At 69.5% G+C, this 20,769-nt stretch carries 18 protein-coding genes; 13 read left to right on the forward strand and 5 right to left on the reverse strand.

Annotated elements, in window-relative coordinates:
• Window positions 1-15 precede the first annotated feature (15 nt).
• From ACLBKU_RS11515 to ACLBKU_RS11535, 5 genes are all read right to left on the reverse strand, one after another.
• Window positions 16-1,212 (reverse strand): geranylgeranyl diphosphate reductase, encoded by a 1,197-nt coding sequence (locus tag ACLBKU_RS11515; protein ID WP_410179701.1) that lies wholly within the window; start codon window positions 1,210-1,212, stop codon window positions 16-18.
• Entirely contained in the window at window positions 1,209-2,564 is a 1,356-nt protein-coding gene (locus ACLBKU_RS11520) for a BCD family MFS transporter (protein WP_410179702.1), read from the reverse strand. Before ACLBKU_RS11520 ends, ACLBKU_RS11515 begins: the two co-directional genes overlap by 4 nt.
• Window positions 2,564-3,490, reverse strand: coding sequence for a chlorophyll synthase ChlG (gene chlG / locus ACLBKU_RS11525; RefSeq protein ID WP_410179703.1), 927 nt, complete (start codon window positions 3,488-3,490; stop codon window positions 2,564-2,566). The genes ACLBKU_RS11520 and chlG overlap by 1 nt, the downstream gene beginning before the upstream one ends.
• 303 nt (window positions 3,491-3,793) lie before the next feature.
• Window positions 3,794-5,212, reverse strand: a complete 1,419-nt coding sequence (ppsR, locus tag ACLBKU_RS11530) for a transcriptional regulator PpsR (protein ID WP_410179704.1) — start codon at window positions 5,210-5,212, stop codon at window positions 3,794-3,796.
• A gap of 15 nt (window positions 5,213-5,227) precedes the next feature.
• The gene (locus ACLBKU_RS11535; RefSeq protein ID WP_410179705.1) at window positions 5,228-6,121 is read right to left on the reverse strand and encodes a B12-binding domain-containing protein; all 894 of its coding nucleotides are present in this window, start codon (window positions 6,119-6,121) and stop codon (window positions 5,228-5,230) included.
• Between the two features lie 249 nt (window positions 6,122-6,370).
• Between ACLBKU_RS11535 and bchF the strand changes: the two genes are divergently transcribed.
• From bchF to puhE, 13 genes are all read left to right on the forward strand, one after another.
• On the forward strand, window positions 6,371-6,910 hold the full coding sequence (gene bchF / locus ACLBKU_RS11540; protein ID WP_410179706.1) for a 2-vinyl bacteriochlorophyllide hydratase: 540 nt from the start codon (window positions 6,371-6,373) through the stop codon (window positions 6,908-6,910).
• Window positions 6,907-8,211, forward strand: coding sequence for a ferredoxin:protochlorophyllide reductase (ATP-dependent) subunit N (locus tag ACLBKU_RS11545; protein WP_410179707.1), 1,305 nt, complete (start codon window positions 6,907-6,909; stop codon window positions 8,209-8,211). The genes bchF and ACLBKU_RS11545 overlap by 4 nt, the downstream gene beginning before the upstream one ends.
• A 4-nt stretch (window positions 8,212-8,215) precedes the next feature.
• Window positions 8,216-9,823, forward strand: a complete 1,608-nt coding sequence (gene bchB, locus ACLBKU_RS11550; protein WP_410179708.1) for a ferredoxin:protochlorophyllide reductase (ATP-dependent) subunit B — start codon at window positions 8,216-8,218, stop codon at window positions 9,821-9,823.
• Window positions 9,813-13,448, forward strand: a complete 3,636-nt coding sequence (locus tag ACLBKU_RS11555) for a magnesium chelatase subunit H (RefSeq protein WP_410179709.1) — start codon at window positions 9,813-9,815, stop codon at window positions 13,446-13,448. The genes bchB and ACLBKU_RS11555 overlap by 11 nt, the downstream gene beginning before the upstream one ends.
• A 16-nt stretch (window positions 13,449-13,464) precedes the next feature.
• Complete coding sequence (gene bchL / locus ACLBKU_RS11560) at window positions 13,465-14,361, forward strand: ferredoxin:protochlorophyllide reductase (ATP-dependent) iron-sulfur ATP-binding protein (RefSeq protein WP_410179710.1); 897 nt, start codon at window positions 13,465-13,467, stop codon at window positions 14,359-14,361.
• Entirely contained in the window at window positions 14,361-15,065 is a 705-nt protein-coding gene (gene bchM, locus ACLBKU_RS11565; RefSeq protein ID WP_410179711.1) for a magnesium protoporphyrin IX methyltransferase, read from the forward strand. The genes bchL and bchM overlap by 1 nt, the downstream gene beginning before the upstream one ends.
• Window positions 15,062-16,501 carry a BCD family MFS transporter gene (locus ACLBKU_RS11570; RefSeq protein WP_410179712.1) on the forward strand — a complete coding sequence of 480 codons (1,440 nt, stop codon included), beginning with the start codon at window positions 15,062-15,064 and terminating at the stop codon, window positions 16,499-16,501. The genes bchM and ACLBKU_RS11570 overlap by 4 nt, the downstream gene beginning before the upstream one ends.
• A gap of 73 nt (window positions 16,502-16,574) precedes the next feature.
• Window positions 16,575-17,360 (forward strand): photosynthetic reaction center subunit H, encoded by a 786-nt coding sequence (puhA, locus tag ACLBKU_RS11575; protein ID WP_410179713.1) that lies wholly within the window; start codon window positions 16,575-16,577, stop codon window positions 17,358-17,360.
• A complete protein-coding gene (gene puhB, locus ACLBKU_RS11580) occupies window positions 17,351-18,121 on the forward strand; it encodes a photosynthetic complex putative assembly protein PuhB (protein ID WP_410179714.1) in 771 nt (256 codons plus the stop codon). The genes puhA and puhB overlap by 10 nt, the downstream gene beginning before the upstream one ends.
• Window positions 18,118-18,606: a photosynthetic complex assembly protein PuhC gene (gene puhC / locus ACLBKU_RS11585; RefSeq protein ID WP_410179715.1), complete on the forward strand. Its 489-nt coding sequence runs from the start codon at window positions 18,118-18,120 to the stop codon at window positions 18,604-18,606. Before puhB ends, puhC begins: the two co-directional genes overlap by 4 nt.
• Window positions 18,606-18,908: a hypothetical protein gene (locus ACLBKU_RS11590; RefSeq protein WP_410179716.1), complete on the forward strand. Its 303-nt coding sequence runs from the start codon at window positions 18,606-18,608 to the stop codon at window positions 18,906-18,908. The genes puhC and ACLBKU_RS11590 overlap by 1 nt, the downstream gene beginning before the upstream one ends.
• Window positions 18,905-19,966 carry a magnesium-protoporphyrin IX monomethyl ester (oxidative) cyclase gene (gene acsF / locus ACLBKU_RS11595; protein WP_410179717.1) on the forward strand — a complete coding sequence of 354 codons (1,062 nt, stop codon included), beginning with the start codon at window positions 18,905-18,907 and terminating at the stop codon, window positions 19,964-19,966. Before ACLBKU_RS11590 ends, acsF begins: the two co-directional genes overlap by 4 nt.
• Entirely contained in the window at window positions 19,960-20,754 is a 795-nt protein-coding gene (puhE, locus tag ACLBKU_RS11600) for a putative photosynthetic complex assembly protein PuhE (RefSeq protein WP_410179718.1), read from the forward strand. The genes acsF and puhE overlap by 7 nt, the downstream gene beginning before the upstream one ends.
• Window positions 20,755-20,769: the final 15 nt, after the last annotated feature.

Here is a 20,769-nt window from a genome sequence, read left to right on the forward strand (position 1 = left end):
ATCGTCGCTCCCTCCTCACTCGGTCGCCGGCCTGAGGCCGAGCAGGTGCGCGGTGTCCTTGAGGAAGATCTTGACGTGCGCCATCGGCTTTGCGCGCACCAGCTTCTTGTGCATGTAGGCCTGCCAGGTGAGCTCCTGCACGTCCTTGTCGTCGCACATGGTGACGAAGCGCTCGCGGCGCTTGTCGGAGGAGTACCAGAAATACTGCATGATCCCGAGCACCCAGAAGACGCGGCCGTGCTCCTTCATGAAGCGCTTGCGGGCGGTGCGCAGGTGCTTGGCCTCGCCGGTCTTCAGGAACGCCGCCGAGGCCTCCGCGACGAGCCTGCCGCCGACCATCGCGTAGTAGATCCCCTCACCCGAGGCCGGGGCGACGATCCCCGCGGCGTCGCCCGCGACGATCACGTCGGCGCCGTTGTCCCAGCGCTTCAGGGGCTTCAGCGGGATCGGCGCGCCCTCGCGGCGGACCGTCTCGCAGCGGTCGAGGCCGAGGTCGTCGCGCATCGTCGCGATCGCGCCGCGCAGGGAGAAGCCCTTGTTGGCGCTTCCCACCCCGATGCTCGCGGTCTCGCCGTGGGGGAAGACCCAGGCGTAGAAATCGGGCGAGAGGCGACCCTGGTAGAAGACGTCGCAGCGCGAGGCGTCGAACTGTTCGCTGTTGCGCGGCGGGGACTTGATGATCTCGTGATAGGCGAAGACGCAGGGGATGCGTTCCGCGCCGACGAGGCACTGCTTCGCCACCGCCGAGCGCGCGCCGTCGGCACCGATCACGACCCGGGCGCGCACGCTCTCGATGGGCCCTCCGCGGGTGCGGCGGAAGGTGACCAGCGGGTGCGCCTTGTCGTCACGCTCGATCTTCTCGAAGGTCGCGGTGAGGCGTTCCGCCCCCGAATGGCGCGCCCGCTCGCGCAGCCATTCGTCGAACTCCTCGCGGTCGACCATGCCGACATATCCGATCTCGCCCACCGGCATGTCGACCGCGCGGCCCGAAGGTGCGATCATGCGGGCCGAGCGCGCCTTGGCGACGAGCAGGCTCTGCGGAATGTCGAAATCGGCGAGCAGCCGGGGGGGGATCGCGCCGCCGCAGGGCTTGATCCGCCCGCCGCGCTCGATCAGCAGCACCGAGTGCCCGGCGAGCGCGAGGTCGGTCGCCGCGGTCGCGCCCGAGGGTCCGCCGCCGATCACCACCGCGTCGTAGATGTCCTGGTTCATGCGAACTGCTCCCTCTCCCGTTTCGCGAGCCCCGCCCGCATCGCCGCGCCCCCGGTCGCCCTGACCGCGAGCGCCGCCGCGAGCAGGAAGGCGCCCGCCTCGACGGCGAAGACCAGCTGGAAGGCCGCGCCGACCTCGCCCAGAGCCGCCCGCGCGAAGTCGAGCCCGACGGCGCCGAGCAAGCCGCCCAATCCGAAGGCGATCGCCTGCGAGGCGCCCCACACCCCCATCCGCACGCCCTCGCGGGTGGTCTCGCCCGCGCCCGCGAGCCCCATCATCGCGCCGATGCTTGCGACCGCGAAGATGCCGTTGCCGAGGCCGAGCACCATCAGGTTCATCTCCAGCGGCCACGGCGGCCCGCTCACCGCGGCAAGCCCGAGCCCGCCGAGCCCGAGCCCCGAGGCGAGGCAGCCGCCGACCACCCAGGGGCGAAGGCCATCGGGGCGCTTGCCCGAAAAGGCGCTCCCGCCGATCCCTGCGAGGATCATGCCGATGAGGATGCCCCCTTGGTGGAACTGGCCGACCGTCTTGGTGCTCTCTCCCGGCGCCATGCCGAAGATCAGCCCGGCGAAGGGCTCGAGGATCAGGTCCTGCATCGAGAAGGCGATCATCGAGACGAAGATGAAGATGGTGAAGCGCCGCGCCGGGGCTTCCGCCCAGATCTCGCGGATCGCGGCGCGGAAGTCGGGCGCGGGGGCGCTCTCGTCCTCGTCGCGGAAGTGGCCCGCCTGACGCTCGAGCCGGAAGGTGGCGAGCACCACGGCCAGCACCATCACCGCCGCCAGCCCTCCGGCGACCTCGATCAACCGGGCGGGGGAATAGGGGATCAGCAGCTTGCCGACGGTGATCGCCGAGGCGACGATGCCGCCGACCATCATGATCCACGTGACCGCCGCCGCCGCCGCGCGGCGTTCGGGCGCGACCCCGCTCGCCAGCAAGGCCAGCGCCGAGGTCCCGCCCGCGCCCACTCCGGCACCGATCAGCGCATAGGCGAGGATCGCGAGCGCGAGGGCGAGCGGAAAGTTATCCCCCATCATCAGCGTCGCCTGGGTCGCGAGCAGTCCGCCCGCCGCCAGAACGCCGAGCCCGCCGACGATCCACGGCGTCCGCGCGCGGCCCTTGTCCGAGCCGTGGCCCCACAAGGGCCGGGCGAGCTGCACCCCGTAATGCCACGCCACCAGCCCCGCGGGGATTGCGGCGGCGAGCGACATCTCGACCACCATGATGCGGTTGAGGACCGTCGTCGCGAGCATCACCAGCGCGCCGATCGCCGCCTGCACCACGCCGATGCGCATGATCCCGAGCCAGCCGAACCCCGCCCGCGTCGCCGTGTCGGGCAGGCCGCCGTGCATCAGATATAGCCCCCGAGGCCGAGCGCTGCGGCGAGCATCCCGAGCACGTAGAGCGTGACGCCGACCCCGTTGTACCACGGCGCCTGTTTCGCGGGATTGCGGATCAGCCGCGGCATGGCGGCGATCTGCGCGGCGAGCACCCCGGTCACGACCAGCGCCGAGATGCCGTAGCCCCACACCGCGAGCAGGCCGATCACCACGATCTGCGCCGAGGCCATCGTCGTGCAGGCGAAGCGCGCGGCCTCGGCGACGCCCATCGTCACCGGGAGCGAGGTGAGGCCGGTCCGGCGGTCGCCCTCCACCGCCTTGAAATCATTGAGGACCATGATCCCGTGCGCGCCCAGCGAATACATGAAGAGGATGAGGCAGGTCTCGACCGAGGGCGCGGCGCCGAGCATCACGGTCGCGCCGGTGAACCAGCTCAGCCCCTCATAGGTGAGCCCGCACACCAGCGGGCCGAGGAGGCCGTTCGCCTTGAAGCGGAAGGGCGGCGCGGAATAGGCCCAGGCGAAGGCGAGCCCGACCAGCGCCGCGGCGAAGACCAGCGGGCCGAGCAGCCAGCCCACGCTCGCCGAGACAAGCGTGGCGAGGATGGCGATATACAGCCCCCAGCGCCCCGGGATGCGGCCCGAGGGGATCGGCCGGTGCGGCTCGTTGATGGCATCGACATGGCGGTCGAACCAGTCGTTGACCGCTTGGCTGGTGCCGCACACCAGCGGCCCCGCGAGCAGCACGCCGCCCGCGACGAACCACCAGCGGCCCTCCAGCCCGGCGCCGGACGAGACCGCGCCGCACATGAAGGCCCACATCGGCGGGAACCAGGTGATGGGCTTGAGAAGTTCGAGCACGTCGCCCGGGCGCAGGCGCGGCTTGCCGGCCGGCGCCATGGTCGGGGCGGTGCGATTCGAGGGGATCGACTGCTCCATGTGAGGAAGCTATCATGACAGGCCAAAGCGTCAACTTGTTTGGACACTGCTGTTCCAACAGAAGCCGGTTTCGCTGTCGAAATTCGTTAAGGCGGCAAGAACCCTGTCAAATGTGTGCCTGTCAGGCAGTTGGCGTGTTGGGAAAACCCGCTGCGCCGACTCGCACATTTTCAGGAGGCGGTTTGCGGCAATTCGCGGCCGGCCAGACCGCGCCATCCCCCGCCTAGACCCCCTCCAGACCCCGCCAGGCCCCCGCTTGCCCGGGGTGCCCTGCGCGGGGCCGGATTGTCCTACGAGCAGGTGTCAGTCATCCCCGGCAAGGTTGCCGAGGCCGTAGCGGTGGAGCTTGGAATAGAGGCTCTGGCGCGAAAGGCCGAGGATTTCCGCGGCCGAGGCGCGGTTGTCCGAGGTATAGGAGAGCGCCGCCTCGATGCACAGCCGCTCGATCAGGTCGGTGCTCTCGCGCACGATGTCCTTGAGGCTCATCCGGCCGACGAGGTCGGTGAGCTGCTCGACCGAGCGCGGCAGGTCCTGCGAGCCCGGCGGCAGATCGCGCAGCCGGCGGCCGACGGGGCGGATCACGAAGGCGTAGTAGCCATCCTCGCCGGTGGTGCGGACCGCCGATAATTCAACGGGTTCGCCCTCGATATCGTGACCGACGCGCAGGATCGTCGCGACATTGCGCGCTGCGCCGTGCTGGTCGATCTGGCCCTCGATCAGGTCGAGGTCGATGCCCGGCCGGCCGATCGATTCCGAGAGGTGCCGCCCGCGCAGCTGGTCGACGCTGGCGGCCTGGAGGAGCTCGACGAAGGCGGCGTTGGCGGTGACGATCTCGAGGTTGCTGTCGGCGACCACGAAGGCGTCGGGCATCTGGTCGACGAGGCTGAGGACGGGGGAGAACTCGGCCGCAGGACGGTCCGAGGCGGGCACCAGCCGGACCAGCAGGAACTGTCCGCGGTCCTGGGTGAAGCCGTTGACCGAGGCCATCACCTCGCGCGAGCCGCGCGCGATGCGGATGCGCCCGGGGCTCACCGTGTCGGAGACCAGCGCCGCACCGACGAGGGCGGAGACCGCCTCGTGCGAGCCGCGGTCGATGAAATTGAGGAGCTTCTTGCCCGGCAGGCTCGCCGGCCGCGCGCCGACCAACTGGTGCGCGGCGGGGTTCGCCTCGCGGACCCGGAGCGTGCCCGCCTCGACGATCAGCACCGGCTCGGTCGAACGCTCAAACAGCATCCGGTAGCGCGCCTCGAGCTGGCGCATCCTGAGGTAGTCACGCTCGAGCGATTGCTGGACCTGGAGGAGGCGCTGCTGGAGCTTGCCCGCCTCGCGCAGGTCGCGGCCGAAGGCGATGCGGTGCTCGCCCCCGTTGACGCTGAGCACGGCGTAGCGGATCGGCACGTCGCCCTCGCGCGAGGGGTGGTTGACCTGGCGCCAGTGCTGCACCTCGCCGCGCCGGGCGGCGGCGAGCATCTCCATGACTTTCGGGCGGGATTCGTCGGTGACGGTCTCGATCCAGTTGGTCCCGACCAGGCTTCCGAATGTCGGGAACTCGCGCGGGTCGAAGGCCGCGTCGAGGATCGTTCCGGTGTCGTCGAGCACCAGGGTCACGTCGCCCGCGACCATCGCGAGCTTCATCGCCGCATCGGCATCGAGCGTGTTGAACAGCTCGGCGGCGCGTCCGAACGGGTGCTTGCCTTCGATGCTGTGCTTGCGGGTGAGCATGGTGCCGTGCCGCCCCTATCGCAGGGTCAAGGCGCGGGCTGCAGCAGTCTTCACCAGGCCGTTCGCGAGCTCGAGCGCGGCGAGCGCGTCGGCACCCGTGCCGTCCGCTCCCACCTCGCTCGCGATATCCGGATTCTCGTTGATCATTCGTCCGCCGACCAGCACGATGATGTGGGGGTTGGCGGAGACATTGCGCACCGCCCTGATGAGGTTGCCGAGCGCGGCGCTAGGGCAATCGCGGGCGAGCGTCAATCCTAGCAGGTCGAAGGGCTGGCGGGCGAGCCGGTCGAGCAGCTCGCGGCGCTCGGGCTTGACCAGTGCCTCGCTGCGCCAGCCGCCGCGGGCGAAGACCTCCTCGATCATCAGGGTGCCGAAATTGTGGTGGTCGCCAGGCATCGGGGAGAACAGCGCGCTGTAGGGCAGCTGGGCCTCGCCGAGGTCCATCGGCGACCGCGCGGCGACCTCGCGCATCACCTCCTGGAGGCGCCACAGGCCCATCGTGACGTCGAGGAAATCGCACTCGTCGCGGTCCCACATCTCGCCGAGCTTGCGGGCGGCGGGGGCGAGCAGGTCGAGGCAGATGGTCTCGACGCTGGCGCCCTTGGCCATGAAGGCGTCGACCTCCTCGAGCAGGCTCGCCGCCTCGAGCCGGAGCGGGAGCATCGCGAAGCGCGAGGCCTCGTCCGCGGAGATCGCGCGCGAGCGGCGGGCACGGGCGGCGGTGTCGGAGGTGTTGTGCGCCATCAGCAGGCGCGGGATGATCTGGCTCTCGATGATGGTGTTGACCGTGTCCACCGGGTCCGGATCGGCCGCGGCACTACGGCGTCGGACCCGTTCGAGCGGCGCGGCGATCACTCCGCGGAGCACCGCCGAGCCGGCTTCGAACATCGAGGTCTTCGACTCTCCCATACTGACAGACCCTCCCCAGGTCATGCGGACGACCCTCCGCACGGGGTATTGGGCACCAAAAAAGGCCCTTGGCCCTGATCCCGAAAAGCCAGCGACTCCAACCTACGCTCTTTTGTCCGCTCGCGCAAACGACCTTACCCAGTATAGACCGAGCGTCAACAAGATCGAACGTCCAATTGAGTTGACACTTAAGTTGGAAAGCGTAAACCTCCGAGTCCGAAAACAAAGGCTGACGCAAGCATGACTCGGATGGATCAGGCATCCCCGGTCGAACCCGGAACCACGGTGAAGGGGGCGGGCCACGAGAGGGGCAAGAGCCGAGCACTCTACACCGCCGAAGAGCGGCAGCGCCGCGACTCATCGGTCTGGACCATCGTGCAGGGCGTGCTCGCCCCGGTGCAGTTCTTGGTGTTCCTCGTCAGCCTCGGCTTGGTGCTGCGAACCCTCGCAACGGGCGAAGGCGCCTTCGCCGCCGACGTCTCGATCGTCGCCAAGACGCTGGTGCTCTACACCATCATGATCACCGGCTCGATTTGGGAGAAGGTGGTGTTCGGCAAGTGGCTCTTTGCCGAGGCCTTCTTCTGGGAAGACGTCTTCTCGATGCTCGTCCTCGCGCTGCACAGCCTCTACCTCGTGCTGCTGCTGGGAGAGATCGGCACGCTCGAGCAGCGCATGCTGGTTGCGCTGGCGGGCTACGGCACCTACGTCGTCAACGCCGGCCAGTTCCTGTGGAAGCTGCGCATGGCCCGGCTCGAAGGCGCGGCCACGCCCCGGGCGGTCGCCGCATGAGCCCGGTCGCCATCCTCGACGGCTGCACCGCCGAGCTTGCCCGGCCCGCGGCAGAGGCGCAGCGCCCGGTGCTGCGCGAGCGAGGGCAGCGCGAGGTGTTCTGCGGGCTCACCGGCATCATCTGGCTGCATCGCAAGATGCAGGACGCCTTCTTCCTCGTGGTCGGCTCGCGCACCTGCGCGCACCTCCTCCAGTCGGCTGCGGGCGTGATGATCTTCGCCGAGCCGCGCTTCGCCACCGCGATCATGGAGGAGCGCGACCTCGCCGGCATGGTCGATGCCCAGGACGAGCTCGACCGCGTCGTGAACCGCCTGCTCGAGCGCCGCCCCGACATCAGGACGCTGTTCCTCGTCGGCTCATGCCCCTCGGAGGTCATCAAGCTCGACCTTGCCAAGGCCGCGCAGCGCCTCGGCGCCATCCACATGCCGCGGGTGCGGATCCTCAACTACTCGGGCAGCGGCATCGAAACGACCTTCACGCAAGGGGAGGACGCCTGCCTCGCCGCTCTGGTGCCGGTCATGCCCGCCCTGCCCGCCGATGCGGCGAAAGAGCTGCTCATCGTCGGCAGCCTGCCCGACATCGTCGAGGACCAGTTCCTGCGGCTCTTCGCCCAGCTCGGCATCGAGCGCGTCGGCGTGCTCCCGGCGCGCAACGCCCGCGACCTGCCGGGCGTCGGCCCGAGCACACGCTATCTCCTCGCCCAGCCCTTCCTCGGCGAGACCGCGATGGCGCTCGAAAACCGCGGTGCCACGCGCATCGAGGCGATGTTCCCGTTCGGCGCCGAAGGCACCTCGGACTGGCTCCACGCCGCCGCCCGCGCCTTCGGGATCGACCCCGCGCACGCCGAGCAGGTCATCGCTGCCCCCCGCGCCCGCGCCGAGAAGGCGCTCGCCAACCTGCACCCGCAGCTGGCCGGCAAGCGCATCACCTTCCTGCCCGACTCGCAGCTCGAGGTGCCGCTCGCGCGCTTCCTCCAGGACGAGCTCGGAATGGAGCTGGTCGAGGTCGGGACGCCCTACCTTCACCGCGCGCACCTCGCCCGCGAGCTAGAGCACATCGGCGCCGAGGTGCGCCTCTCCGAAGGCCAGCACGTCGAGCGCCAGCTCGACCGGGTGCGCGCCGACCGGCCCGACATCACGGTGTGCGGCCTCGGTCTCGCCAACCCGCTCGAGATGGAGGGGCTCACCACCAAGTGGGCCATCGAGCTCGTCTTCTCGCCGATCCACGGCTTCGACCAGGCCGCGGATCTCGCCGAACTCTTTGCCCGGCCGCTGCGGCGGCGCGATCTGCTGGAGGTCTAGACCCATGCAGCTCGCCGTCTGGACCTATGAAGGGCCGCCTCACGTGGGCGCCATGCGGGTCGCGACGGCGATGGAGAAGCTGCATTACGTGCTCCACGCGCCGCAGGGTGACACCTACGCCGATCTGCTGTTCACGATGATCGAGCGGCGCGGCAAGCGCCCGCCGGTCACCTACACCACCTTCGAGGCGCGCGATCTCGGCAAGGACACCGCGCAGATTTTCCAGGATGCCGCGCGCGAGGCCGTCTCGCGGTTCGATCCGCAGGCGATCATCGTCGGCGCCTCGTGCACCGCCGAGCTGATCCAGGACGATCCCGCCGGTCTCGCCGAGGCGATGGGCCTGCCCTGCCCGGCGATCCCGCTCGAGCTTCCCAGCTACCAGCGCAAGGAGAACTGGGGCGCGGCGGAGGCCTTCTACCAGATCGTCCGCGCGCTCGCCGACAAGGGCCTCAAGCGCGAACCCCGCCAAGGCCGGAAAGCGCGGGCCAACATCCTCGGACCGACCGCGCTGGGCTTCCGCCACCGCGACGATCTGGTCGAGATCCGCAAGATTCTCAGCGCACTGGACGTCGAGGTGAACCTCGTCGCCCCGCTGGGCGCCACCCCCGAGGACATCGCCCGCATCGGCGCGGCCGATTTCAACATCGTCCTCTACCCTGAAATCGCAGATGAGGCCTCACGCTGGCTCGAGCGCACTTTCGCTCAACCCTGTGTGCGGACCGTCCCTATCGGCGTGGGAGCGACTCGCTCTTTCATTGCCGACGTCGCCGAGCTGGCAGGTGCAGATCCCACGCCTGCCCTCGGCGACACCTCTTCCCGGATGCCCTGGTGGTCACGGTCGGTCGATTCGACCTACCTGACCGGCAAGCGCGTCTTCATCTTCGGTGATGCGACCCACGCCGTCGCCGCCGCCCGCATCGCTCGCGAGGAACTGGGCTTCGAGGTCTGCGGCCTGGGCTGCTACAACCGCGAATTCGCCCGCGAGATCAGGGCCGAGGCCGCGCGCTGCGGGGTCGAGCCGCTGATCACCGACGATCACCTCGCGGTCGAGGACGCGATCGCCGATGCCGTGCCCGAGCTGGTGCTCGGCACCCAGATGGAACGCCACATCGCCAAGCGCCTCGGGCTCCCCTGCGCGGTGATCTCGGCCCCGGTTCACGTGCAGGACTTCCCGGCACGCCACTCGCCGCAAATGGGTTTCGAGGGCGCGAACGTGATCTTCGACACCTGGGTGCACCCGCTGGTGATGGGGCTCGAGGAGCACCTCCTCACCATGTTCCGCGACGATTTCGAGTTCTCCGACGAGGCTGGCGCCTCGCACCATGCCGCGCATTCCCCACGCAAGCAGACACCTGAACCCGTCCCGTTCGTGTCGAGCGAAGTCGAGACACAGGCGTCATCGCCAGTTCCGGGTCTCTCGACTTCGCTCGAGACGATCGGGGACTTGGCGGATACGCTCTGGACTGCCGAGGCCGAGCGCGAGCTAAAGAAGATCCCCTTCTTCGTGCGCGGCAAGGCGAAGCGCAACACCGAGGCCTTCGCCGCCGCCGAGGGGCGCGGGCAGATCGATCTCGACACGCTCTACGATGCCAAGGCGCATTATGCACGGTAGTGTCGCCTCGTCCTCCTCCGTGGACCCGCGCGCGCCCGTCCGGGTGGTGATCATCACCCTCGACAACCACCTGAAGGGCGCCGTCTCGCGCGCCGAGGAGGCCCTCGCCAAGGAAGGCATCCTCCTCAGCCTCCACGCCGCCGCCGAATGGGCGAGCGATCCGGCCGAGTTCGAGACGCTCACGGCCGCCATCGCCGAGGCCGACGTCCTGATTGCGACGATGCTGTTCCTCGACGATCACATCCGCATGGTCCTCCCGCTCCTCGAGGCGCGGCGCGAGGCCTGCGATGCGATGGTCTGCCTGATGAGCGCGGGCGAGGTGGTGCGGCTCACCAAGATGGGCGCCTACCGCATGGATGCGCCCGCCAAGGGCCCGCTGGCGCTGCTCAAGAAGCTGCGCGGTTCGCCGAAGCCGGGCGGCAATTCGGGCGCGGGGCAGATGAAGATGCTGCGCCGCCTGCCCAAGCTGCTGCGGTTCATCCCCGGCACCGCACAGGACGTGCGCGCCTATTTCCTCACGCTGCAATACTGGCTCGCGGGCTCGGACGAGAACGTGGTGGCGATGGTCCGCGCGCTGATCGACCGCTATGCCGCGGGCGAGCGGATGTATCGCCGCGGCATCACCAAGGCGGCCGAGCCGCTCGAATATCCCGAGACCGGGGTCTACCATCCCGCCACCCAGCAGCGCATCTCCGAGAGCCTGCGTCTCCTGCCGCGCGGCGAGGGGCGCGAGGGCACGGTCGGGCTGATCCTGCTGCGCTCCTACCTGCTCGGCCGCGACAGCGCGCATTACGACGGCGCCATCGCGGCGTTCGAGGCGGCGGGGCTCAAGGTCGTGCCGGTGTTCGCCGCCGGGCTCGACGCGCGGCCCGCCATCGAGCAGTTCTTCATCGGCTCCGACGGCCGGCCGACGGTCGATGCCGTCGTCAACCTCACCGGCTTCTCGCTGGTCGGGGGCCCCGCCTATAGCGACGCTGAGGCGGCGCGCGAGGTGCTGGCGCGGCTCGACCTGCCCTATCTCGCCGCCCACGCGATCGAGTTCCAGACCATCGAGGAATGGGCGCACCGGCCGCAGGGCCTGCTCCCGCTCGAGGCGACGATGATGGTCGCCCTTCCGGAGCTCGACGGCTCGACCGTCCCGCACGTCTTCGGCGGCCGCGCCGGATCAGGCGAGTGCTGCAACGGCTGCGAGCGTCACTGCGCGCGGCCCGCGGCCGAGAAGGCGCGCCCGATGCAGGCCTGCGCCGAGCGCGCCGAGGCGCTCGCCGCCAAGACCGTCCAGCTGATCCGCCTGCGCCGCGCCGAGCGCGCGAACCGCAAGCTCGCGATCGTCGTCTTCAACTTCCCGCCCAATGCCGGGGCGACCGGCACCGCGGCCTTCATGGCGGTGCACGAGAGCCTCTACGAGACGCTCAAGCGGCTCAAGGCGGAGGGCTACACCGTCGATGTGCCCGAGAGCGTCGATGCGATGCGCGACGCGCTGCTGGGGGGCAATTCCGACCGCTACGGCACCGACGCGAACGTGGCCCACAAGATCCCGGCCGACGAGCACGTCGCGCGCGAGCCCTACCTCGCCGAGATCGAGGCCGCCTGGGGTCCGGCGCCCGGCAGGCAGCTCTCGGACGGCGGGCACATCCTCGTCCAGGGCGCGCAGTTCGGCAATGTCTTCGTCGGCGTCCAGCCCGGCTTCGGGATCGAGGGCGATCCGATGCGGCTGCTGTTCGAGGGCAGCTTCGCGCCGACCCACGCCTTCAGCGCCTTCTATCGCTGGATCCGCGAGGACTTCGGGGCTCACGCGATCCTCCACTTCGGGACCCACGGCGCGCTCGAGTTCATGCCGGGCAAGCAGGCGGGGATGTCGGGCCAGTGCTGGCCGGACCGGCTGATCGGCGACACCCCCAATTTCTACCTCTATGCCGCCAACAACCCCTCGGAAGGCATGCTGGCCAAGCGCCGCTCGGGCGCGACCCTCATCAGCTACCTCACCCCGCCGCTCGCCCAGGCCGGGCTCTACAAGGGCCTTACCGAGCTGAAGGCGAGCGTCGAGCGCTGGCGGGCGACCATCGACGACGAGACCCACGCCGAAGAGCGCGCCGACCTCGCGCAGCTGATCGCCGACCAGTGCGAGGCGCTCGACATCGCCTACACCGAGATCGGCGAGCTGCCCGCGCGGCTCTACGAGATGGAGGAGGCGCTGATCCCGCATGGCCTCCACGTCTTCGGCCGCAACCCGCAAGGGGCCGAGCGCGAGGACATGCTCGATGCGATGATGGAAGCGGGCAGCCACGACGGTCCGACGCCCGACCGGGCGCGGCTCGCCGCGAAGCTCGACAGTTCGGACGAACTCGGGGCGCTGATCCACGCGCTCGACGGCGGCTTCGTCCTCCCCGCACCCGGCGGCGATGTGGTGGTGAACCCCGATGTGCTTCCCACCGGGCGCAACATCCACGGCTTCGACCCCTTCCTCCTGCCCTCGTCATTCGCGTGCCGGATGGGCAGCGAGCAGGCCGAGCGGCTGGTCGCTCGCCATGTCGAGAGCGGGCAGCCCTTCCCCGAGAGCATCGCGATGGTGCTGTGGGGCACGGACAACATGAAGTCCGAAGGCGTGCAGATCGCCCAGGCGATGACCCTGATGGGCGCGCGGCCCCGGCGCGACACCTATGGCCGCCTTGCCGGCGCGGAGCTGATCCCGCTCGCAGAGCTCGGCCGTCCGCGGATCGACGTGGTGATGACCCTCTCCGGGATCTTCCGCGACCTCCTGCCGATGCAGACCCGGATGCTCGCCGAGGCCGCGCTGCTCGCCAGCCGCGCCGAGGACGAGCCGCTCGCGGCCAATTTCGTCCGCAAGCACACGCTCGCGCAGATGGAGCGGCACGGCTGCGACCTCGAGACCGCAGCGCTGCGTGTCTTCTCCAACGCCGAGGGGGCCTACGGCGCCAACGTCAACCAGATGATCGAGGGCGGCGTCTGGGCCGATCCGGACGAGCTCGCCAACGCCTTCGAGGTCAACAAGGGCTTCGCCTACGGGGTCGGCGGCAAGCCGGTGCAGCAGCGCGAGCTGTTCCAGAGCGCCCTCGGCACGGTCGATTTCACCTACCAGAACCTCGAGAGCATCGAGCTCGGGATCAACGACGTCGACCAGTATGTCGACGGCCTCGGCGGGGTGACCCGCTCGGTCGCCCGCGCCAAGGGCGCCGAGACCCCGGTCTACATCCTCGATGCGACCCGCGGGCGCACCAAGGTGAGGACGCTCGCCGAACAGATCGACCTCGAGGCGCGCACCCGCACCCTCAACCCCAAGTGGTTCGAGGGCCTGCTCGAGCACGGCTTCGAGGGCGTGCGCCAGATCGAGGGGCATGTGACCAGCACGCTCGGCTGGTCGGCGACCACCGGTCAGGTCGCGCCGTGGGTCTATCAGAAGATTTCCGAGACCTTCGTGCTCGATGCCGAGATGCGGCGGCGGCTCTCGGCCTTGAACCCCAAGAGCGCGGGCCGCGTCGCCGGACGCCTGCTCGAAGCCTGCGACCGCCATTTGTGGGAGCCGGACGAGGCGACGCTCGCCGCCTTGCGCGAAGCAAACGACGAGCTGGAGGACCGCCTCGAAGGCGTGTTCCCGGCCGAATGACAAAGGGATCGCTCGCATGAACCTGCACAACCCCCGCTCCGCCTTCAGCCCTCCCGACGGCGAGGGCTCGGTTCAGGTCCAGCTCGACCCGCGCGACCGGATCGGCGGCGCGAAGGTCTTCGCGGTCTACGGCAAGGGCGGGATCGGCAAGTCGACGACCTCCTCGAACCTCTCGGCGGCCTTCTCGAAGCTCGGCCACCGGGTGCTCCAGATCGGCTGCGATCCCAAGCACGACAGCACCTTCACGCTCACCAAGAAGCTGATGCCGACGGTCATCGACGTGCTCGAGACGGTCGAGTTCCACTCCGAGGAACTGCGGCCCGAGGACTACATGTTCGAAGGCTACAACGGGGTGATGTGCGTCGAGGCGGGCGGGCCGCCGGCGGGCACCGGATGCGGCGGCTATGTCGTCGGGCAGACGGTCAAGCTGCTGAAGCAGCACCACCTGCTCGAGGAGACCGACGTCGTGATCTTCGACGTGCTCGGCGACGTGGTGTGCGGCGGGTTCGCCGCCCCGCTCCAGCATGCCGAGCGCGCGATCGTGGTCGCCGCCAACGATTTCGATTCGATCTTCGCCATGAACCGCATCGTCGCGGCGATCGGCGCGAAGTCCAAGAACTACGACGTGCGCCTTGCCGGCGTGGTCGCCAACCGCAGCCGCGAGACCGACGAGATCGACCGCTTCTGCGACCGCATCGGGATGCAGCGCCTCGCGCATTTCCGCGATGTCGACGCGATCCGCCGCTCGCGCCTCAAGAAGTGCACCCTGTTCGAGATGGGCGACGATCCCGAGGTGGTCGAGGCCCAGAACGAATACCTGCGGCTCGCGCAGATGCTCTGGGACGGGGTCGAGCCGAGCCTCGCCCAGCCGATGAAGGACCGCGACATCTTCGACTTCCTGGGGTTCGAGTGATGGCGACCCGGCTCCCCTCCGATTACGACACCCGCCGCGAAGCGCTGGCGACCTATTTCGACAGCACCGCGCGCCAGGCGTGGATCGACCTCACCTCCGACGCCAAGGTCTCCGGCATCCGCGCGACCGTGCGCGCCGGGCGTGACGCGATGCGCGGGGCGCTGCTGGACTGGCTGCCGACAGACCTCCGGCGCACCCGCATCCTCGATGCCGGCTGCGGGACCGGATCGCTGGCGGTCGCGGCCGCCTGCCGGGGCGCCGAGGTGACCGGGATCGACGTCGCCGCCGGCCTCGTCGACGTCGCCCGCCAGCGCACGCCCTCCTTCATCGGCCACGGTCGGATCACCTGGCTTGCGGGCGACATGCTCGACCCGGCCTTGGGCACCTTCGCGCATGTCGTGGCGATGGATTCGCTGATCCACTACCAGCCCGAGGACCTCGTCGCCGCGCTCGCCCGGTTGGCGAGCCGCACCACGCACTCGATCCTCTTCACCTTCGCCCCGCGCACGAAGCTGCTCGCGGCGATGCACAATATCGGCAAGGTCTTCCCCAAGTCGGACCGCAGCCCCGCGATCGTACCCGTCGCCGAGGCCAAGCTGCGCGAGCGGCTGGCGCGTCTCAGCGGCTGGAGCATCGGGCGCACGCAGCGCATCCAGTCAGGCTTCTACACCTCGCAGGCGCTCGAGCTGGTGAGGCACGGATGACCGTCCCGGCTCGCCCGACCCCCCCGCGCCTTGCGGAGCTGGTGTTCCGGATGCTGCCCTTCGCGGACGCGGCGAGCCCCGACCTGCCCCTGCCGCGCCTGCTGCGCCTCTCGCTGTTCCAGGTGAGCGTCGGCATGGCGACGGTGCTGCTCAACGGCACCTTGAACCGGGTCATGGTGGTCGAGCTTAGTACGCCGACCTGGCTGGTGGCGCTGCTGATCGCGGTGCCGCTGCTCGCCGCGCCCTTCCGTGCACTGATCGGCCACAGGTCCGACACCCACCGCTCGGTGCTCGGCTGGCGGCGGGTGCCCTATATCTGGTTCGGCACGATCATGCAGTTCGGGGGGCTGGCGATCATGCCTTTCGCGCTGCTGCTGCTCGAGATTCCCGAACGCTTCGTGCTCGGCCTCGTCGCGGCGACGGTGGCCTTCCTGCTCACCGGGACGGGCTTCCACGTCACCCAGACCGCCGGGCTGTCGCTGGTCACCGACCTCGCCGCGAAGGACAAGCGCCCGCGCGCGGTGGCGCTGCACTACGTGACGCTGCTGATCGGCATGATGTTCTCGGCCTTCGTGATCGGCGGGATCCTCGCGGATTTCTCGGCGACCAAGCTCGTCCAGGTGATCCAGGGCTGCGCGGTCCTCAGCGTGATCCTCAATGTCACCGCGATCTGGAAGCAGGAGGCGCGCAATCCGGCGCTCACCAAGGGGCCCGAGCCCGACCAGCCGGGCTTCCGCGAGCTGTGGCGCGAGTTCGTCAGCAATGGCCGCAACGCCCGGCTGCTGATCGCGATCGGCATCGGCGCGGCGGGCTTCGCCATGCAGGACGCCCTGCTCGAGCCCTATGGCGGCGAGATCCTCAAGCTCTCGGTCGGCGGGACGACCGGGCTGACCGGGGCCTGGGCGCTGGGCTCGCTCACCGGCTTCACCCTCGCCGGCGCGGCGCTCGCGCGCGGGTGGGACCCGCTGCGGCTCGCGGGAACGGGCATGGTGATCGGGATCAACGCTTTCCTGCTGGTGCTCTTCGCCGGGCCTTTCTCGGAGCCGGTGATGCTTTATGCCGGTGCACTCGGCATCGGGGTCGGGCTCGGCCTGTTCTCGGTCGGCACGCTGATGGAGGCGATGAACCTCGCCGCCGCCGACGGCGCGGGGCTGGCGCTCGGCGCATGGGGCTCGGTGCAGGCGACCTGCGCGGGGCTCGGCATCGCGGTCGGCGGCTTGCTGCGCGACGGGGTCGCGGCGCTCCTCAGGAGCGACGCGCCCGCCGCCAGCATGGCGATGCGCGCGACCGGCTACGGCACGGTCTACATCCTCGAGATCGCGCTCCTCCTCGCAGGCCTCGTCGCGATCGGCCCGCTGGTCTCCTACCAGCGCCGGGATCCCGACGCACCTGAACAGCAGGGCCAGCCCTTCGGCCTGATGGAGTTCCCGACATGATTACCCGTGCCCGCCCGTCCCGATCCTTCCCCGGCTCCGCCTCAGCCGGCCTGTTTCACGAGAGGAATGTGAAATGAACGCTGCCTATATCGTCGGCACCTTCGATGTTGCCGAGCTCGCCTTCCTGACCTTCCTGGGCTTCTTCATCGCCCTCGTCTTCTACCTCAACCGCGAAAGCCGCCGCGAGGGCTACCCGCTCGAGGACGAGGACACCGGGCGCATCCACCCGATCAAGATCACCGACGGCGACAAGAAGGTCTTCCAGCTGCCCAACGGCCGCGGCACCTACGTGCCCGAGGACGTCGCCCGCGACGACATCAACGTCCCCGCCGTCCAGGCCTTCCGCGCCGCCGGCGCCCCGCTGGTGCCGACCGGCAACCCGATGATCGACGGCATGGGTCCGGCCGCCTGGGCGAACCGCTCCAAGTATCCCGACCTCACCTTCGACGGCCGCCCGCGCATCGTGCCGATCGCGCAGAGCCACGAGCTGGTGATCGCGCCGAACGACCCCCAGCTCGTCGGCTGGACCGTGATCGGCGCCGACAAGCAGGTGGTCGGCAAGGTCAGCGACGTGTGGGTCGACCAGGCCGAACACATCATCCGCTACCTCGAGGTCGAGACCACCAGCGGCAAGAAGGTGCTCGCCCCGATGCCGGTCGCAGTGGTCCAGACCAAGGGCTTCTTCGGCGACCGCCCGGAGCTGGTCGAGATCGACGCGATCACTGCCGCGCAGTTCGAGGACGTGCCCGCGATCGAGACCGCCGGGATCATCACCCGCTACGAGGAAGACCGCATCCAGGCCTATTTCGGCGGCGGTTACATGTATGCGACGCCTGAAAGGTCGGAAGCATGGCTCTGAACGACCCTGCGGCTGGATCGGGCCCTGCGGCGGGGGCGGCAGCGCCGGTCGCCGCCGGGCGCGACCATTCCGCGCTCGAGAACGACGGTCCCCGGGCCTTCGGCGACCGCATGGGCACGCCGCAGCCTGACGAGGCGGTGCTGTGGAAGGGCCGCCCGCAAGTCGGCCTCCTCGCCCGCACCGCCTTCCACACCCGCACGCTCGGCCTCTACATGGCCGCGCTCGCAGGAGTAGCGGTGGTGCTCGGCAGGACCGATGCGGCGCTGGTCGCGGCGGGGCTCGGCATCGCGCTGACGGCGCTTCTCTACGGCCTTGCCTGGATGAGCGCGCGCACCACGCTCTACATCCTCACCGACACGCGGCTGATCATGCGCATCGGCATGGCGATCGAGACGCGGGTCAACATCCCGCTGAAGCAGGTCACCGCCGCCCATCTCAGGCTGCGCGGCAAGGGGCATGGCGACATCGCTTTCGAGCTCTCGGGCGAACGGATGCTCGGCAACCTGCTGCTCTGGCCGCACGTGCGCCCCTGGCACTACGCCATGCCGCAGCCGATGCTGCGCGCGGTGCCCGACGCGGCGGCGCTCGCGCAGATGATCGCCGAGGCCCGCGCGCGGTTCGGAGCGATCGATCGCAATTTGAGCGAGATCAAGGAAGCCGCCCCGGCCGGCGGGCAGACGCTGGGGCAGCCCGCGGCGGCGACCGGCCGCCGGGCGCCGGTCCTGCGCGGCGAACCGGGACTTGAGGGAGCCCCCGCATGATCGTTCGCGAATACGAGAAGGACGAGGTCACCGTCAGCCGGGCGCCGCTGGTTCTCGCCGGCGGGATCATCGCGATCTCGCTGGCGCTGACCGCCTCGGTGCGGCTCGGCTGGTTCGAGCGCGAGGCCGTGCCCGCCGAGGCGCGCGCCGCGGCCGGGGTGACGGTCTCGGCCGAGCGCCCGCTCAAGTTCTACGACGAGGCCGACGGCACGGTGCGGGTCGAGGACGGCGCGACCGGCGAGGTGCTCGCGCGCTTCGGCCAGGGCGAGGGCGGCTTCATCCGTGCGACGGTGCGCAGTCTCGTCCACCAGCGCCGCATCCGCGACATCGGACCCGAGGTGCCCTTCACCCTCACCCGCTGGACCAACGACACCCTGACCCTCGCCGACCCCGCCACCGGGCGCAGCGTCGAGGTGAGCTCCTTCGGGCCGGACAACCGCAAGGTCTATGCCGACATGCTCCCCCCGAAGGCGGAGACCCGCTGATGCCGCTGTCGCTGCTCGCCCGCGAAACTTTCGAGCTGCCCTGCACGATCACGGTCGAGCAGAGCTCCGAGGCGTTCCACGCCCATGTCGAGCTCGCGCAGGAGGTGGCGATCCAGCCCGGTGACAAGGTCCGCGTCCACGGCGCGCCGATCCAGATCCCCTTCGGCACACGCCAGGTGTTCGAGCGCCGCGCCACGGTGACCCGCGCCTCCCCGCTGCTGCGCGGCCTCACCAGGCTCGCGGCCTATTTCGATCTCGCCGAACTCTACGAAGTCAGCTTCAACGCCGGGAGGATCAAATGAACGCCTACAAGCCGATGACCAGCGAGGAGGCGATGGCGCTGGCGACGCAGGACACGATGCTGACCCCGCGCTTCTACACCACCGATTTCGACGCGCTCGACGCGATCGACGTGTCGCCGGTGCGCGCCGAATGGGACCAGCTGATCGCGGACATGGTGGGCGATCCGAACAAACTCCACTTCAAGCACACCGACGCCTTCAAGGGCGTGATCGAAGGGCTCGAGCCGGCGCTGCGCCAGGAGTTCACCGATTTCCTCGTCAGCTCGATGACGAGCGAGTTCTCGGGCTGCGTGCTCTATGCCGAAATCGCGCGGCGGACCAAGAACCCCGACGTCAAGCAGCTCTTCCGCCTGCTCGCCCGCGACGAAAGCCGCCATGCCGGCTTCATCAACGAAAGCCTCAAGGATGCCGGAATCGGCGTCGACCTCGGCTATCTGACGAAGACCAAGAAATACACCTACTTCAAGCCGAAGTTCATCTTCTACGCGGTCTATCTGTCCGAGAAGATCGGCTACGCGCGCTACATCACGATCTTCCGGCACCTCGCGAGAAACCCGCAATACAAGTTCCACCCGATCTTCGACTGGTTCGAGGAGTGGTGCAACGACGAGTTCCGCCACGGCGAGGCCTTCGCCATGCTGCTGCGCTCGGACCCCAAGCTGCTCGAGGGCGCCAACAAGCTGTGGGTGCGCTTCTTCCTGCTGTCGGTCTACGCGACGATGTACGTGCGCGATCACAACCGCCCGGTGTTCCACGCCGCGCTCGGGGTGGACCCGACCGAGTACGACTACAAGGTCTTCGCGATCTGCAACCAGATCGCCCGCCAGGTCTTCCCGGTCGAGCTCGACATCGATAGCCCCGCCTTCCGCCGCCAGATGGAGAAGCTCCGCCTCGCCGCCGCGCGCATCGAGGAGGGCAAGGAAGAGGGCGGCCTCGGCGGGCTCGTCAAGCGCGTCACCGGGGCGGCGGGCGCGGGCCTCGCCTTCGCACGGATGTATCTCCAGGCCCCCAAGCCCAACGCCCTGCCCCGCTCGATCCGGCTCCAGCCGGCATGGTGAGCTGGAGCGGCCATGTCCTGCCGTTCATCGTGACGGTGGCGATCTGGTTCGTCGCGACCGGGCTCATCGCCTGGGCCGACAACCGCGAGCGCGCCACCTTCTCGCGCAGCCTGATGATCGGCAGCGTCGCCGGGATTGCGGGCCTAGTAGTGATCCTCGTCGCCTCGCTCTCGGCCGAGGTCTGGGCGGTCTACCTGTCGTTCGTCGGCGCGCTGATGGTGTGGGGCTGGCACGAGCTCGCCTTCCTCACCGGCGCCGCCGCGGGGCCGCGCCGCGAGCCGGCCGACCCGGCGCTGACCGGCATCGCGCGCTTCCGCCAGGCCGCCGCGACGATGATGCACCACGAGGTCGCACTCGCAGTCACCGCGCTCCTGCTCATCTCGCTCTCGTGGAACGTCCCGAACCAGATCGGCGCGACCGTGTTCGTGCTGATGTTCGCGATGCGGCTGATTTCGAAGATCAACCTTTTCGTGGGCGTGCCCAATTCGACTTCGGAAATGCTGCCCGCGCATCTGGCCTACCTCAAGACCTATTTCGGACGCAGCCGCATGACGGTGCTGCTCGCAGCCTCGATCGCCGCCATCGCCTCGGCGACTGCCTGGTTCGCCGCGCTCGCCCTCGCCGCCCCGGCAGGCAGCGCCGCGATGGTCGGCGCGAGCCTCCTCACCACGCTCGCCTTCCTCGGCGTGCTCGAACACCTCTTCCTCGCCCTCCCGTTCCGCGACGGGATGCTGTGGGGCTGGGCCATCCCGACCCGTGCAGGGGCACAAGGGAACGACAACGCATGACGACACACACCACCA

It is taken from the genome of Erythrobacter sp. NE805, assembly GCF_046452355.1.
GTDB lineage: Bacteria > Pseudomonadota > Alphaproteobacteria > Sphingomonadales > Sphingomonadaceae > Erythrobacter.